Raw genomic sequence first — 16,438 nt, forward strand, 5'->3', positions numbered from 1 at the left:
CATAATAGCTAAATCAAACTATCGTTTAACTTGCGGTTTAACGCCTTAAGAAATACTATAGGTGACATTTACTACATAACATAGACGTTAGTCTGATCTGGGCGTAAATGAGGGTTCTTTTCATTGTCATCTCAGACAAATCAATAGGAAACATTAAAAATGCGTGTTGCTTTAAGAGCCCTTGCAGCGAGTTGTATTTTGATTATGAATACAGCTCAAGCCACTGAAACAAACCAACAAAATAACACTGTAGACAATTTACAAACAGAGCTTAAAAGTATTCAATCTGAATATGACACATTCATCACATCTCTCGCAGTGGTCAATGACAATATAGCTATCGAGAATACCAAGTTAGCGCAAGCAAGAACGCAAGGAAAAGCACTTGTTGGGCAAACAGCAAAAGCATTGGCGCAAATGAATGCGCAATATACATTGATGATTGATAATCCAATGCAAGACATTGCCACGTCACAGAATGACTACCGCTATGCAGTTCAGCAGCAGCAAAAAAATAAGCAACTCATTAAAGATTCTGTTGCTACCCTAGCACAACTCAATAAACAAGTTTCAGAAAAAAATATTGAACGCGTTAGACTACTAAATCAACGTGAAACAATCAGTGAAGAAATAAACATTTCACGCATTAACCGTCTGAATAATGAGATGCAACAAACTCAGTCGCTAGATGTTAACCAACGCGTTAACTGTGATCTGCAAACTTCATTCTCAAAATGTATCTCTCGTAGCAATCTATTGAGTAAGCAAAAAGCGTCGAAGACGTATTTAACGTCGCTATTCAACTCAGTAACCGAAGCGAAACTAGTCAGTAAACATAAAGCGAATTCCAGCGCTCATGTTAAATTGTTAGGTCACAAAGTGTTAACCGGTGAATTCAGTGGTCAGGGTACTTATAGCTCAACCATGCAGGTAACAATGCAGGGCGTGTTACCAAAAAATGCAGCGTGTAAGCTGTTAAATATCTCCACTCGATACTGCGCAGAACAATCACCGCAAGTAGCACAAAGCACCACAACAACGGATAACGACGATAATAAAGGTGCGTTATATGAACTCACCATCCGTTCTAACCAATACGATGATGAAGTATTCATTGATGGCGTTAGCTATGGTTCGACCAAACTTTCAGTGATGTTATCACCAGGGCCCCACCATATCGTGATCAAAAAACCAAACTACATGGATTTTGAACAAAACATCAAACTAAAAAATAACCTGATGGTCAGAGCTGAATTAGTTAAAGCCACGGTTTCATTGAGAAATGGTCAGGCAGTACAAGACTTTTTAGCGTCAGGTGAACGCGGCCCAGAATTAATCTCGGTGCCGAGCGACATTAAGCAAGCTATCAAGGCTTTCTCAGTAGGTCAAAACCCGATCACAGTTGCTGACTTCAAACATTTTGTTAGTGCTAGCAACTATACTACCGCAGCAGAATCAGGTAATGGTTGTGTGGAGTATCTTAACGGTAAAGAAACATATAATGCCGACTTAAACTGGCGTCAACCCGGTTTCGAACAGACTGATGAGCATCCTGTTGTCTGTATCAATTCAGCCGACACCAATGCTTACTTAACGTGGTTATCAAAAGCAACAGGCCAAAAATACCGTTTACCTAATAACGGCGAATGGGAATATGTGGCGCGCGCAGGCAGTAGCTACAACTACTGGTGGGGTAACGATGCCGGCAACTCAAAAGCCAATTGCGCTTACTGTGGCAGCCAATGGTCGAATAAAAGCACCGCGCCAGTACAATCATTTAAAGCCAATAAATTTGGCCTATATGATACCGTCGGTAACGTTTGGGAACTAACTGGCGGAAATAATCTAGTGGCAAGAGGCGGCGCATGGAACTTCGCGCCAAAACTTGCGCAGGTTGATGTTCGCTTAGAATTAAAACCCGATTTCCGCGCTAATTATATTGGTTTTAGAGCAGTACGCGAAAACTAAAATCTGCGGTTTGAAAAGCCTTGCAAGACGCTGACTCTGATGTCACTTAAAACGCAATAAACAAAAGCCTCGGTCTGAAATGACCGGGGCTTTTTGCTATTTGAATTCTAATTATTTATCAACGACTCAATTTTTCTCACTTATAACCCGTCACCATTTTAGGGAACTTGCCCTAAATACTCCCCTTATCGGTGCATAATAACGTAAATAACGTAAATAACGCTGTTTAACGGCTGGTATCATAATTGCTTAATGTCTAATGGTTAACATTTAATAGTAACTAGTAACTCGTTACTAAAGAGATAATTAAGGCAGGTATTATGACTTCACAATCAATGTTACTCGTCAGTGGCTCGGCAATTTTATTCACATTAATATGCTTGTGCTATTTACTGTTTACACTACAGAATCAACAGCGCTGCCGTAAACAATTACAAATGGATGGTCTGGTAAAATTGAATTCCATTCGTAAATTACTCACTCGTGTTCAACAACATCGAGGTCTGTCAAATGGGGTATTACACGGCGAGGAAAATCTAAAACCACGACTAAAAGAGGTGACAGATGCTATCGAGACAATCCAGCAAGACATCTGCGATAACTACCCTGATTTATTGGACAATGAGCGTTGGCAAGCCATGTTAGACCATTGGCAGCGTTTGGCTGTTGACTGCATCAATCTCCATGTGCGTAATAATCTCGAACAACATAATAAACTCGTGTTAAATGTGCTCTATCTCATCAATGATATTGCGTTTGACAATAAACTACATCAACTCAGCAATAGTAATAGTGAATCTATCCAATTTTTATGGCAGGAATTATTGTTTACCGCAGAAAGCATCGCCCAAATACGTGCGCTTGGCACAGGCATCGCGGCGGCAAAAATATGTACACGAGCAGAGCGTATACGCCTTACTTATCTTTGTCAGTCGTTAGAACAAAGCATTAATATTCAACAAAACCAAGATTACTTGCTTAAAATAGCCCATTTACTTAAAGTTATCGACAACGAAATTATCATCTCCAAGCCAACCATCAAAGCCAACGTATTTTTTAATATCGCCACAGAATCAATCGACATGATATTGGCCAGTTTTGACAAACAACTTAATATTGTGGAATACAATTTACACACATCGACAACCGAAAATAACCACGCTAAGCACCATTGTACCCAATAAAAAGCCACGTTAACTAATATGACAACGACAAAAAAACCCCAAGTCAGTGCTAATTAACACTGCCTTGGGGCTTTCACTTAAACGATAACTCAGGCTTGAGCCAACAAACGGCTAACTTATTTAGCGTGTTTGTCCGCTAGGTATAGCCAAGTGCTTAATACTGTATCAGGATTTAGCGATACGCTATCAATACCTTGCTCAACTAACCAAGCAGCAAAGTCGTCGTGATCCGATGGTCCTTGACCACAAATACCCACGTATTTACCCGCTTTCTTAGCCGCTTTAATTGCCATTGACAGCAATACTTTCACCGCTTCATTACGTTCATCAAACAAATGAGAGATGATACCAGAGTCGCGATCTAGACCTAATGTTAATTGGGTTAAATCATTTGAACCAATCGAGAAACCATCGAAGTACTGTAGGAACTTATCAGCCAACAATGCATTCGAAGGTAGTTCACACATCATGATAACGCGTAAACCGTTCTCACCACGTTTCAGGTCATGCTCTGCTAGTAAATCAATCACTGATGCCGCTTCGCTTAATGTACGCACGAATGGGATCATGATTTCAACATTGGTTAGATCCATGTCGTTACGCACGCGTTTAATTGCTTCTGTTTCTAGTGCGAAACAATCACGGAAGTCTTCAGAGATATAACGAGATGCGCCACGGAAACCTAACATTGGGTTTTCTTCTTCAGGTTCAAAGAATTCGCCACCCACTAAGTTAGCGTATTCGTTTGACTTAAAGTCAGACATACGCACAATTACTTTTTTCGGGTAGAACGCTGCAGCCAGCGTTGAAATACCTTCTTGTAACTTAGCAATGTAGAATTCAACTGGTGATGCATAACCTGCGATCATCTCATTGATTTCAGCTTGTAGCTCTGGCGATTGTTTATCAAAATTAAGCAATGCTTTAGGGTGAATACCGATCATACGGTTGATGATGAACTCAAGACGCGCTAGACCAACACCTTCGTTTGGTAATGCCGCGAAATCAAATGCACGATCAGGGTTACCCACGTTCATCATTACTTTTACCGGAATCTCCGGTAAGTTAGCCACTACTGATGAGGTTTCACGGAATGGTAAGATACCTTCGTAGATAAAACCAGTGTCACCTTCTGCACAAGATACTGTTAGCTCTTGACCATTTTTAATCAAGTCTGTCGCGTTACCACAACCAACAACAGCTGGAATACCCATTTCACGTGCAATAATTGCAGCATGACAGGTACGGCCACCACGGTTAGTGACGATTGCAGAAGCACGTTTCATGATAGGTTCCCAATCTGGGTCTGTCATATCCGTTACTAATACGTCGCCTTCTTTCACTTCATCCATTTGCGCAATTGATGAAATAACTTTAGCTGGACCGGCACCAATCTTTCCGCCAATCGCACGGCCTTCTGTAACCACGGCTGATTTAGCATCTAAGTGGAAACGCACCATGACTTGCTTATCTTCACGGCTACGTACTGTTTCAGGACGTGCTTGAACGATATAAATCTTGCCATCAATCGCATCTTTCGCCCATTCGATATCCATCGCATGGCCGTAATGTTTTTCGATGATCACAGCTTGTTTCGCTAGTTCCATTACTTCTTCGTCGGTAATAGAGAACTGACGAGACTTGCTTGCTTCAACATCCACAATTTGAACTTGTTTACCATGGCCTTCGTCAGCAGAGTAGATCATTTGGATCAGCTTGCTACCGATGTTACGACGTACAACCGCAGGCTTGCCTTTAGCAAGTGTTGGTTTGTGTACATAGAATTCATCAGGGTTAACTGCGCCCTGTACAACCATTTCACCAAGACCATATGAAGACGTAATAAATACCACATCTTCAAAGCCAGATTCAGTATCGATAGAGAACATCACACCAGATGATGCTTCATCACTACGCACCATGCGTTGAATACCCGCAGATAATGCCACGCCACGGTGGTCATAACCAGAATGCACGCGGTAAGAAATAGCACGGTCGTTAAAGAGTGATGCGAATACGTGTTTAATTGCAACAATGATGTTGTCATAACCACGTACGTTTAAGAATGTTTCTTGCTGACCCGCAAATGATGCATCTGGCATATCTTCAGCGGTTGCCGAAGAACGTACTGCAAATGATGCTTGCTCGCCTGCTTCACCAGCCAGTACTTCATAGCTTTGGGCAATAGCGGCTTCTAATTCAGGTTGGAAAGGTGTGTCGATGACCCATTGGCGAATAGTCGCGCCAGCTTTGGTTAACGCTGCGATGTCATCAACATTGAGATCGTCTAGTAATGCATAAATTTTATCGTTTACGCCACTTTGCTCTAAAAACTGATTAAACGCATCAGCGGTAGTCGCGTAACCACCAGGAACTTGCACGCCTGCGCCTGCTAAGTTACTGATCATCTCACCTAGAGATGCGTTTTTGCCGCCAACTCGTTCTACGTCGTTCATTCCAAGTTTTTCGTACCCAATTACGTACTCTATCACGGCAGTTCTCCAGATTTAATCTATCTCAAAAATGATTTTAAGTGTGAGCGATATTCGATATTGCTCACATATTGTCAATGCAAAATAATCATCTTGCTTTCCTTAGTGTTTTTAATCATACACAGCTATTAATTTCAATGTAAGATACTTACTTAGAAAATTTCATCTGTTTATGAAAAGGATAGAGTCAATGCAAACTGTTTTTTATGTCTCTGATGGCACAGCGATCACCGCTGAAGTCTTTGGTCACGCGCTTCTAAGCCAATTTCCAATCGAATTTGATCAGCATACTTATCCCTTTATTGAGACCGAAGAAAAAGCAAAATACGTTACTCAAAAAATCAACGAACACGTAGCGAAAACAGGACAGAAGCCACTCGTGTTTCATTCGATAGTTTCATCTGAAATAAGGACGATCATCGAATCAAATGAAGGCCATTCTCACGACTTTTTGAGTACTTTTGTGGCACCACTTTCTGAGCAATTAAATATCAAAGCAGAGCCAAAATCACACCGTACTCATAGCCTTAAACTTGATACTTATGATGCCCGTATTGAGGCGGTGAATTATGCCCTCGCCAACGATGACGGTATTAGCTGTAAAGATTACGACGACGCAGACTTAATCTTAGTCGGTGTATCACGTAGTGGCAAAACACCAACCAGTTTATACCTCGCCTTACAGTTCGGGATCAAGACCGCCAACTACCCATTTATTGCCGATGACATGGATGAGTTAACACTGCCAAAAGAATTAAAACGTAATAAACATAAAATATTTGGTCTCACAATTGATGTGAAACGCCTGCAGAATATCCGTAGTGAACGCCTTGCTAACAGCACTTATGCGTCATTACGTCAATGTAAGTTAGAGATTGCGGAAGTTGAATACTTATACCGTAGAGAAAAAATCCCTTTCATTAACAGTACGACATTTTCGGTTGAAGAGATTGCCACCAAGATCTTGGATAAGAAAGGCTTGAAACGTCGTATTTTTTAATTACAACGCCATTTCACTACGCGCTTTATCATTTGACTAAGCGTGTAGGGCTTGTCGTAACACACATCAATACTCAAATCTGGCTTCATAATGCGTTTAACAGGCACCAGTTCCATGACTGAATTAGTGATAAAAACTTCATCTGCAGCAAGCACATCTGCAACAGTGTAATCTCCTGATTCAATCTTGATTCCCAGACTATTCAACACGTTTGAAATGTGTGTTTTCATCACCCCTTCAACACCACTGCGTTTCGTACTCGGGGTATAGACTTTACCGGCTTTCACCCAAAATACATTAGCAACAGAGGTTTCGATAACATAACCGTCTGTCGAACACACCAATCCGTCTGCCATATTATGGGCATCAAGTTCTTGCTTGATCATCACCTGATCCAATCGGTTTAAGGTTTTTAATCCCGCCAATGCTGGATTAACGGTTTGCTGATAGTCACAAAGCATTAATTCAATGCCCGACTTCGCCCATTCACTGTAAGTGGGTGGTATAGGACGGTGTTGTAAATACCAATTGGCATTTGAGCAGCCCGTAGTACCATAAGCGTAACCGTAACCTCGACCGCCCTCGCCTCGGGTGATCATGACTTTTAACACGCCGTCTTGTAATACCAGTGCTTGTTGGGTGATAGCTGCGACTAATTCATCCCATTGGTCAAACGTTATCGCTAATACCACACACGCTTGTTGTAAGCGTGCTATGTGTAAATTCAGTAGTAAGGCTTGTCCTGTTGCCATTTTGATCGTGGTAAAGTGCCCATCACCAAAATTGAAACCACGATCGGCTATTGCAACATCTTGACTGGGTGAGCCATTAATAATCATGATTGAAGTATTCCATTAAGATTTAAGCACTGATTGTATATTCACTCTGGCTTGGCTTTCAAATTTTTCGGTGAAATAGTCAGAACAAAAAATTCGAGATTGGCACAAGAACTGCTTAAGTAAACGTTTACGGCCTAATTTGTACAGCCATAACGGTACATGCTGGTACTCAGCGCGAATGGCTTTTTCATAGTTTGCATAAATAGCGCGATGTTGACCTAATATGGTTAAATCAATGTCTAAAAATAACGCTTGGTCGTTAATACTCGATAGCAATTCATTGTTGGTGTTGGTTAAGAATGTGCCTGATAATCCTTTAAGCACATTTCTTGGTTTACTCGGGTGCTGGGTTAACAAGATTAATTCATATACTTGCTGTACTAATCGCGTCGGCACCGCAAAGTTAGTAAGAGCCGTGATCGCATAGTGACCACTGTTCACTTCATTGTCACTGCGCCTGACATCATAAATAATATCATGAAACCAGATAGCCAGCGCCACCGCTAAGGGGTTATCAAATTGTTCCTGTACTCGATCAAACCAAGTAAAGCAGGCATCGATATGGCTGAGATCATGATAATAACGATGCGTTTCTTGGTAATGTGGTAACAGGCGTAACCAAGCTTGCTGTATTTGCGCTGTGTCTAGGTGAGAAAAATTGTCTTGCAGTAATGACTGCCAGCGTAATGCTAGGCGTTCACTGATTGCACAAACATCCTTATCTGTCATATCTGTGCTCCTTAAAGCTACCGATTGGCAATATCGGTAGCTTTAATTTCTATGGTTATCCGTTTCAACAATGATTAATTTCAATAACGATCAGTTCCGATAACAAGGCGGAAACTGCTGCGGAATATCAGAGCAAATACCCGCTACCCCCCAATTATATAATTGATTAGCACGCGCCAAACTGTTAACGGTCCAAACATTCACACTATAACCCGCATCAGTCATGGCTTTTACTTGCGGTTCGGTCAAGCCTTTATCATTAGGATGAACAAACTCAGCACCGACATATTGCATCGAGGTGAGCCAATCTACAGGCAGAGGGGATTTAAATAAACACCCTAAGCTTATTTCTGGCGCACGGCGTTTCACCTCTGCTAATAACAAATAATTAAAGCTCGAGAGCAGCAATTGCTGACCACCTTGCCAGTGATGATTAATGTCGCGAATAATACCGTCAATAAGTCGATCAGTAGCGGCTTTATCACTGCCCGACTTAATTTCTAAATTCAGGTTCATGCCAGTTTCATTGGTGAATAATATTAGATCCACCAGCGTGGGAATGCGTTCTCCGACAAAATCCAGTCCGAACCAGGCTCCCGCGTCAATATCATCAAGATCGGTAACGATCTTATCGCATAATAAGCCATTGTGATCGCTGCAGCGGTCGAGCGTTGCATCATGACAAATAACAACCGTACCATCACCGAGCATACCAACATCCACTTCAATCCAAGGTACATTGTTGTCTTCAGCTAATTGAAAAGCGGCTAAGGTATTTTCCGGGGCAATGGATGACGCACCACGATGCCCCATTACCATTTTGTCCGCTTTTTCACTAGCTGATGGATTGTACTGAAATGTATTCTCTGTTATTTCAGAAATGATATTTTCCATAACAAAAACCTATTTAGTTTGACGCGTAATGACACACGTTGCTGTACAGTGGGCATAAAGCTTACCGTTTTCATCACGAATATCACCTTCCGAGATAACCACTGTTTTTGATACGTTTAATACCTTGCCTTTGGCCTGTAATGCTGTGTTTTTGGGAATTGGGCGTACCATTTTTACATTCAGGTCAACCGTGCCATAACTCTCACCAGCAATCAGTGTCGTGTGTGTCGCGCAACCCGTAACCGAATCAAGTACCGTGGCTGCAAAACCACCGTGTACACCACCCATCGGGTTTAAATGACGATCATCAGCCTGCACACTAAAATGAACCTGACCTTCACTTACATCGACACATTGCATTGGCATGGTGTCGCAAATAGACGGATGAGGGAACACACCTTCTGCCATTGCTTGTAGTATCTCTAGTCCACTCATTGTTGCTGGGTTTAATTGCTGACTCATGCTCTTTCCTTCTTCTATTTAACTATCGATGAATTATGTATTTAACTGCTGTATTACAACAATAATCTCACAAAACTACCGTAATTTGGTAACCATTACCAATAATGTTACACCCGAAGCTTACCAATTAACAATGACGCAACAATAAATCGACCTGAACGTCAAATATCACTTCCAACAATCCCATATATACGTTACTTTTATTACAGAAAGATAAACAATAAACATATTTACAGCGTTGGAGCCGGGATGTACTCAATAGAAAAATCTCATAAGTTAGATAACGTATGTTATGACATACGTGGACCAGTATTAAAAGAAGCGAATCGCTTAGAAGAAGAAGGTCATCGAGTAATCAAATTAAACATCGGGAATCCCGCCCCATTTGGTTTTGAAGCCCCAGAAGAAATTGTAAAAGACGTTATTCATAACCTCCCATCGAGCCAAGGTTACTGTGACTCAAAAGGGTTATATTCTGCGCGCAAAGCCGTGATGCAACATTACCAACAGAAAGGTCTGTTAAACATCTCGATTGACAATATTTACCTGGGTAATGGCGTTTCAGAATTAATCATGATGTCGATGCAGGCATTACTGAATAATGGTGATGAAGTGTTAGTTCCGTCACCTGATTATCCATTATGGACAGCAGCAATTACCCTCTCTGGTGGTAAAGCAACGCACTATATTTGTGATGAAGAATCAGATTGGTATCCGGATCTGGATGACATTAAAGCCAAGATCACACCGAATACCAAAGGTATTGTATTAATCAATCCAAACAACCCAACGGGTGCGGTATATAATAAAGAATTTTTGCTAGAAGTGGTTGAAGTTGCTCGCCAACACAATCTGATCATTTTTTCTGATGAGATCTATGACAAGATCCTATATGACGGTGTTGAACATGTGCCTATGTGCACACTGGCGCAAGATATTCTGATTGTTACCTTCAATGGTTTGTCTAAAGCTTACCGTATCGCTGGTTTCCGCTCTGGTTGGTTAGTACTGAGTGGTGCAACCCATCTTGCTAAGGATTATATTGCTGGGTTGGAAATGCTCGCCTCCATGCGTCTGTGTTCGAATGTACCGATGCAACATGCGATACAAACGGCACTGGGTGGTTATCAAAGTATTAATGAATTGATTTTACCGGGTGGTCGTTTACTGGAACAACGTGATTTAGCCTGGAAGATGTTAAATGATATTCCGGGTATCACCTGTGTGAAACCAAAAGGTGCGCTGTATCTGTTCCCTAAAATTGATATGGAAATGTTCAATATCAAAGACGATCAGAAATTTGCATTAGATCTGTTGCAACAAGAAAAGCTATTAATTGTGCAAGGTACCGGTTTTAACTGGAGCCGCCCTGATCACTTCCGCGTGGTATTCTTACCGCGTGTTGAAGAGCTGACTATTGCGATTAATAAACTAGCTAACTTCTTATCAACTTACCGTCAGGCTTAGTTCGTAAGTGAGTTTTAGATATTAGAAAGGCGTCGTAATTGACGCCTTTTTTTGTTTTTATGGACGCCTTATTAAGAGGCTAAATATTGTGGACAAAAGTGGAGCTGTTCGAATAGCCCACTATATCTAATATTTTTGAATGACCTGTTATTTTTTTAATTTAACCGCGGTGCCAAAAACCATAATTTCAGATGAGCCATCCATAATTGCACTTGTCGTAAAACGGATCCCGACAACAGCATCCGCTCCTTTTTCATTCGCATTTGCAATGAGACGTTTAACCGCTATGTCCCTAGCCTCAGTTAACATTTCTGTATAACCGCGTATTTCACCACCGATAATACTTTTTAAGCTCGCCATGATGTCACGTCCAATATGCTTTGCTTGAACGACGTTACCAGTAACAACACCGACTATCTCTTCAATTTCTCTGCCGGGAATTGATTCTGTAGTTGAATAGATCATAAAATTTCCTTGAATAAACAGTTTAAACAATAAATAGTTGAGACAATAATTTCGGCACTAGGTTGCCATTATCCATAAATTTAATACCGACACTGATCTCACCGTTTTCATTTCTACTATTACAAATCTGAGCCATAATTTTTATTTCGCCATCAACAGGGCTTTGTATACACACCAGTACATCACGCTTTTTCACCGTAGTGCGGGGATTTTTAGTTTTAAAAGAAAAACGACAGCCATTAGTTGAAATATCGACAATGACACCATTGATGGCCCCACCTTGGTTTTTTATCTCATCGTTTAACTTCATGGATGCAGGCAGATGAATGCTAGTGCGCTGCTGTGTACGTAGTTGACGTTTTTCGATCTCTTTTGGATAATCTAAAAACAATAATCTTTCAGGATGTTGAGTCACACTGCGAATAGAAGAACTAAAGGCGAAACACTCGCCTTTATCACCTTCCAGCAAGTAACGTACAATCACACCATTACCTTCAATGAGTACATCGTTATACTCTGAGTTATTTGCGACTCGAGGATACTTTAATATGATATATCGACCAAGATCATAACCAACGAGGGATAATTTTAGGCGTACAGGCAGTGGGTTATTTATTTGCAGATCAAGCATTTTACCTGGTCCTAACTCAAATAATTGTAACTTTGTCTCAGCACTGGCTTCGAGCATCTTGTTTAACTTCCTTGTACAACGGTCAAATATAATCTATCCAATAATATAACTAATATTTTTAAAACCTACTATATTTGAGTTTAATTAATGAGTTATGTGATGATGCCCTGCATTTCTTCACGCCAGCCAATAACAACTATTGAATGAATTATAAGATCAAATGCTAATCTGACATTCATAGCGATAAAGATGCGGATACTAATTAGTACTGATGGTTATAAAAATATTGATGAGTTAATATCGATGAATTCAATATCAGAGACGATCATAAATTTGCATTAGATCTGTTACAGCAAGAAAAGCTATTGATTGTGCAAGGTACATGTTTTAACTGGAGCCGTCCTGATCACTTCCGCGTGGTACTCTACCGCGTGTTGAAGAGCTGACAGTTGCGATGAATAAACTAACTTCTTATCAACTTATCGTCAGGATTAGTTTGTAGGTAATACAGTGCTAGATATTAGAAAGGAACCAAGACAGGATACCTAAAGCAGCACCCAAAAAGGTACCAGCGCATAGAGTAGCAAGGATTTCGATCATAGATTCCTCCTGATTTTATTAGTCAGTTAACGTGGTACTACTTTGGTCAAAGCCGTACCACGTTTGTTTTATAAAGTATTATGAAGCACGAACCTCAGTCTTTACAATCCAAGGTTGCAACAATAAATGAAACAGTAGGCCAGATACAAACAGCGTAATGACGATGCTTGCTCCACTGGGTAAATCATAATGAGCTGACATCGCGATACCAGACAAAATCCCAGTCACGCCAATACCCATGCTCGCGATAAAAAACCGTGTACCTTTTAACGCGGATGCACAAAGTGCTGGAATAACCAATAACGCAAATTCAAGGTAGATACCCGTCAACTTGACCGTTATCGGCATTAATATCGCGAAGATAACGTAAAAACCACTGCCACGCATGAACTCAGGTTTCATCGTCACCAAAGTCACCATCGCAGCGGTGATAATCGCCAACGGCCAAACATCATTCCATGTTGCCCATAACAGCTGACCATTTAAGATACCTTGGATAAAGTCGGCACCGTGCGGGTCCTTACTTGCCAGTAAAATAGCCAATGAAGCAGACACCACAAACAAGCTGCCGATCATAGGTTCAAGGTGTTGTTGATAGTGCTTTTCCATCAAAGCAATTAAACCGCACAGCATCAGCGACAATACCCAAGGACCGATCATTTGCCCTAACCAAGTCTCGGGTAATACATCAAAACTACTTAACCAATACTGACTAAATGCAGCGCCTAATGCGGCAACTTGTGCGACAGCTAAATCAATAAAAATGATTTTACGCTGTAGCACTTGTTGCCCCAATATCACATTACCCACCAGCGCAATCAGGCCACACAACACCGCGGGGGCGAGCCAAAGATAATCAATTAGCATAGCTTAGCGCTTCGCTGGTTGCGCAAGCACATCGAGCAAATCATCTAATATACCATCATACAATTCGTCGAGACTTTGCCCTTCCGATACCGTTAGTGGTAATTGAATCACTGGCTTTTGTGTTTGCTGATGCAGCCAATTGGCCGGACGTTGATTCTGATGAGAAGAATAAATAATCGCATCAAACGACGCAGGATCTAACTTCGTTAACGATTGCAAATGCGCAGTCGTCGGCGAGATCCCCGGTTTAGGCTCAAGATCTGCAACCTGCCCCATCTTTAACCAATCAAACAGATAACGATAGGTCGCGTGATAACTCACCACTTGCATACCTCGCAGCGGTTCAGCGCGTTGTTCCCATTCCACTAACTTGTGTCGCCAGTTTTCACGGAACGCTTCACCATTACGCTGGTATGCCAGTGCATTATCAGGATCGATACTTCCTAACCGCTTGGCCACGACTCGAGAAAGTTGGAGCATATCATTAGCGGCAAACTGCACATGCGGATTACCATGGGCATGAATATCACCCATGCTGCGGTCAACATGGTCATGCGTATCCAACATGCTGACAATCTCTGACGCATACAACATGCTTTGGGTATTGTTCTGCACCGCCGGATTACTGCTTCGCGCTTGCAACATCGGTAACCAACCGATTTCCAATTCAGCGCCTGAGCACATGGCCATATCAGCTTGGCGCATCTTCGCAATTAAAGACGGCCTCGCTTGCACGTAATGTGGGTCTTGCAGTGCCGTAGTCGCAGAATAGATGGTCGCTTCTGGCGCATGTACGGCCAATAGCGCTTTCCACTCAGGCTCACAGACGAAGATATTTAACGCCATCGCAGGTGCAGACAAGATGGCTGCACTCACGGTCAAAAATAATGTGCTTTTCTTAAAACGCATGTGCACCGTGGGCCCCAAACGTCATTACATATTGCAGTGTGAATACGTTATCCGTTTCTTTAGATTGATTTTCAACACGCGAATATTGGGCGCGGACGGTACCAAAATGAGAAGAGTTCCACGCCAGCATGGCATCAAACTCAGTATCGTTCATCGCCGTCAAATGAGCGTTCCCATCATGAAGGTGACCTTCGTAGTTTTCAGCTTCACCGTAGCGTAGACCAGCCGACCAACTAGGGGTAAAGCGATATACACCCGATACGTAATACGCGGCTAAATTATCAGGTGCATTTTCTGCACCCTTATATTTACTGTCCAGAATATCGTTTAACAACATGTATTCAGCTGACAAGGTTAAATTACGGTATTTATAGTTGCCATCTGGTGCCCACTTCCACACAAAGTCAGCGCCGTATAGATTCGAGCCTGTCACTGCCGATGCGTGACTGTGATCATGATCATGGTCGTGATCGGAATGATCACTATCGTCATGCTCTTCCAAATTTTTGGTTTTACCGTTGTCATTACGCAGATAACTTAAACCAAACTGCCAGCTAGACGATGCTGAAAAATCATCACCCACTTTTAATGTCGTGGTATAAACCCCCACTTCAGCGCCATCTTCCACAGCAGACATCTTACTGCCACTCAATGCCTCGAACCCCAATTTCACATACATATCCGTTGGTAGTACTAGGTTTACACGCAAACCATCATCATAATAATGAGAACCTAAGAAAGTACGGTAAGCGATTGGACGCTCAACAAAACTATCTGTATGCACATGCTGGTTGTTCAAATAACCAAAGTCTGACAAGAATCGTCCAGCACGAATATTAAAACCATAAGGCATTGCCAATGTTTCAACAAACGCCTCTTCTAAAAGAAGCTCGGTTTCATCACCATGCGCCTCTAATACTGTCGTCAATACACCGTGAAACTTGTCATCAATATTAGCGGACATACTAATTTCAGTGTGGCCGAGTCCAAAACCTTCCCCACGTTCAGAGTTATTACGCTCACCATTTTGGTAATAACCATCGAGTACAACGCCAATTTGTGGATTTGATAACGTATTAGCAAAAGCAGGGGATACCAAAATGCTACCAATCGCGAGGGAAACCAATTTATTTTTCACAACTATTTTTCCTTAATTGTTATAATATAACACTAATATTTTGTTATGTTATAACATAACACTTTAACTGCAAAGCGATAAATCTAACTATTTGAAATTTTGAGAGTATGCAAAGAGGTGCTACAGTAATAAAAACGATGACTTACGTGCATCTAGCCTTTGTTGTCGTCCGATACTTAGTTATTTTAAGAACGTTATCAGGAGAAGATCATGAGCCATTTTTTTGCCCACCTTGCCCGTATGAAGTTAATTTACCGTTGGCCGCTGATGCGTAACGTCACCCATGAAAATATAGCCGAGCACAGTTTACAGGTTGCTATGGTTGCCCATGCACTTGCGCTGATCGGGAATACTTATTATGGCAAAAGCTATGAACCTGACAAAGCAGCGTCGATGGCACTGTTTCACGATACCACCGAAGTGCTCACCGGCGACTTACCTACCCCAGTGAAGTATTACAACAAAGCCATTATTCGTGAATATAACAAGATTGAATTGGCGGCTGAGAAGACCCTATTGGATATGCTGCCAGCAGAATTACGTGACGCGTATAAGCCATTATTATCGACACCCGATCTTGCTCCTGTCTATAAAACCTTAGTCAAAGATGCGGATATTCTCTGTGCGCATATGAAGTGTATTGAAGAAGAAAGTTGCGGCAATCATGAATTTGCGAAAGCCAAATTACGCTGCCAAACCGCATTAGACGAGCGCATGACTGATGAAATTCGTTATTTCATCGATGTATTCTTACCAAGTATTGGTCAGCCGTTTGATGATATGGACTAAATTG

At 41.6% G+C, this 16,438-nt stretch carries 15 protein-coding genes; 5 read left to right on the forward strand and 10 right to left on the reverse strand.

Annotated elements, in window-relative coordinates; translation table 11 throughout:
* Positions 1-159: 159 nt before the first annotated feature.
* Together PE36_RS13555 and PE36_RS13560 are read left to right on the forward strand one after the other, a co-directional pair.
* Entirely contained in the window at positions 160-1,968 is a 1,809-nt protein-coding gene (locus PE36_RS13555) for an SUMF1/EgtB/PvdO family nonheme iron enzyme (RefSeq protein ID WP_006032612.1), read from the forward strand.
* A gap of 320 nt (positions 1,969-2,288) precedes the next feature.
* A complete protein-coding gene (locus tag PE36_RS13560) occupies positions 2,289-3,152 on the forward strand; it encodes a hypothetical protein (protein WP_006032613.1) in 864 nt (287 codons plus the stop codon).
* A gap of 116 nt (positions 3,153-3,268) precedes the next feature.
* Here PE36_RS13560 and ppsA read toward each other — a convergent pair whose 3' ends face one another.
* On the reverse strand, positions 3,269-5,644 hold the full coding sequence (gene ppsA / locus PE36_RS13565) for a phosphoenolpyruvate synthase (RefSeq protein WP_043994528.1): 2,376 nt from the start codon (positions 5,642-5,644) through the stop codon (positions 3,269-3,271).
* A 190-nt stretch (positions 5,645-5,834) separates the two neighbouring features.
* Between ppsA and PE36_RS13570 the strand changes: the two genes are divergently transcribed.
* Entirely contained in the window at positions 5,835-6,644 is an 810-nt protein-coding gene (locus PE36_RS13570) for a pyruvate, water dikinase regulatory protein (RefSeq protein WP_006032615.1), read from the forward strand.
* On the opposite strand, the gene pabC is transcribed toward PE36_RS13570, so the two are convergent.
* The 4 genes from pabC to PE36_RS13590 all read right to left on the reverse strand — a co-directional run bounded on the left by pabC (position 6,641) and on the right by PE36_RS13590 (position 9,568).
* On the reverse strand, positions 6,641-7,483 hold the full coding sequence (pabC, locus tag PE36_RS13575) for an aminodeoxychorismate lyase (protein WP_006032616.1): 843 nt from the start codon (positions 7,481-7,483) through the stop codon (positions 6,641-6,643). The genes PE36_RS13570 and pabC overlap by 4 nt on opposite strands.
* A gap of 15 nt (positions 7,484-7,498) precedes the next feature.
* Entirely contained in the window at positions 7,499-8,212 is a 714-nt protein-coding gene (locus tag PE36_RS13580) for a hypothetical protein (protein ID WP_006032617.1), read from the reverse strand.
* Between the two features lie 90 nt (positions 8,213-8,302).
* Complete coding sequence (locus PE36_RS13585) at positions 8,303-9,106, reverse strand: glycerophosphoryl diester phosphodiesterase (RefSeq protein ID WP_006032618.1); 804 nt, start codon at positions 9,104-9,106, stop codon at positions 8,303-8,305.
* Positions 9,107-9,115: 9 nt separating this feature from the next.
* Positions 9,116-9,568, reverse strand: coding sequence for a PaaI family thioesterase (locus PE36_RS13590; RefSeq protein ID WP_006032619.1), 453 nt, complete (start codon positions 9,566-9,568; stop codon positions 9,116-9,118).
* 249 nt (positions 9,569-9,817) lie between these two features.
* Between PE36_RS13590 and PE36_RS13595 the strand changes: the two genes are divergently transcribed.
* A complete protein-coding gene (locus PE36_RS13595) occupies positions 9,818-11,035 on the forward strand; it encodes a pyridoxal phosphate-dependent aminotransferase (protein ID WP_006032620.1) in 1,218 nt (405 codons plus the stop codon).
* A gap of 147 nt (positions 11,036-11,182) precedes the next feature.
* Here the strand turns inward: PE36_RS13595 and PE36_RS13600 are convergent, their stop codons facing one another.
* From PE36_RS13600 to PE36_RS13620, 5 genes are all read right to left on the reverse strand, one after another.
* A complete protein-coding gene (locus PE36_RS13600) occupies positions 11,183-11,500 on the reverse strand; it encodes a heavy metal-binding domain-containing protein (protein WP_043994529.1) in 318 nt (105 codons plus the stop codon).
* 22 nt (positions 11,501-11,522) lie between these two features.
* Positions 11,523-12,188, reverse strand: coding sequence for a flagellar brake protein (locus PE36_RS13605; RefSeq protein ID WP_006032622.1), 666 nt, complete (start codon positions 12,186-12,188; stop codon positions 11,523-11,525).
* A 621-nt stretch (positions 12,189-12,809) separates the two neighbouring features.
* A complete protein-coding gene (locus PE36_RS13610; RefSeq protein ID WP_006032623.1) occupies positions 12,810-13,598 on the reverse strand; it encodes a metal ABC transporter permease in 789 nt (262 codons plus the stop codon).
* Between the two features lie 3 nt (positions 13,599-13,601).
* Positions 13,602-14,507, reverse strand: a complete 906-nt coding sequence (locus tag PE36_RS13615) for a metal ABC transporter solute-binding protein, Zn/Mn family (protein ID WP_006032624.1) — start codon at positions 14,505-14,507, stop codon at positions 13,602-13,604.
* Positions 14,497-15,651: a hypothetical protein gene (locus tag PE36_RS13620; protein WP_043994530.1), complete on the reverse strand. Its 1,155-nt coding sequence runs from the start codon at positions 15,649-15,651 to the stop codon at positions 14,497-14,499. Before PE36_RS13620 ends, PE36_RS13615 begins: the two co-directional genes overlap by 11 nt.
* A 204-nt stretch (positions 15,652-15,855) precedes the next feature.
* Here PE36_RS13620 and yfbR point away from each other — a divergent pair, with 204 nt between their 5' ends.
* Positions 15,856-16,434, forward strand: a complete 579-nt coding sequence (gene yfbR / locus PE36_RS13625) for a 5'-deoxynucleotidase (RefSeq protein WP_006032626.1) — start codon at positions 15,856-15,858, stop codon at positions 16,432-16,434.
* Positions 16,435-16,438: the final 4 nt, after the last annotated feature.

Origin of the sequence: Moritella sp. PE36 (assembly GCF_000170855.1) — a bacterium.
Classification (GTDB): domain Bacteria; phylum Pseudomonadota; class Gammaproteobacteria; order Enterobacterales; family Moritellaceae; genus Moritella.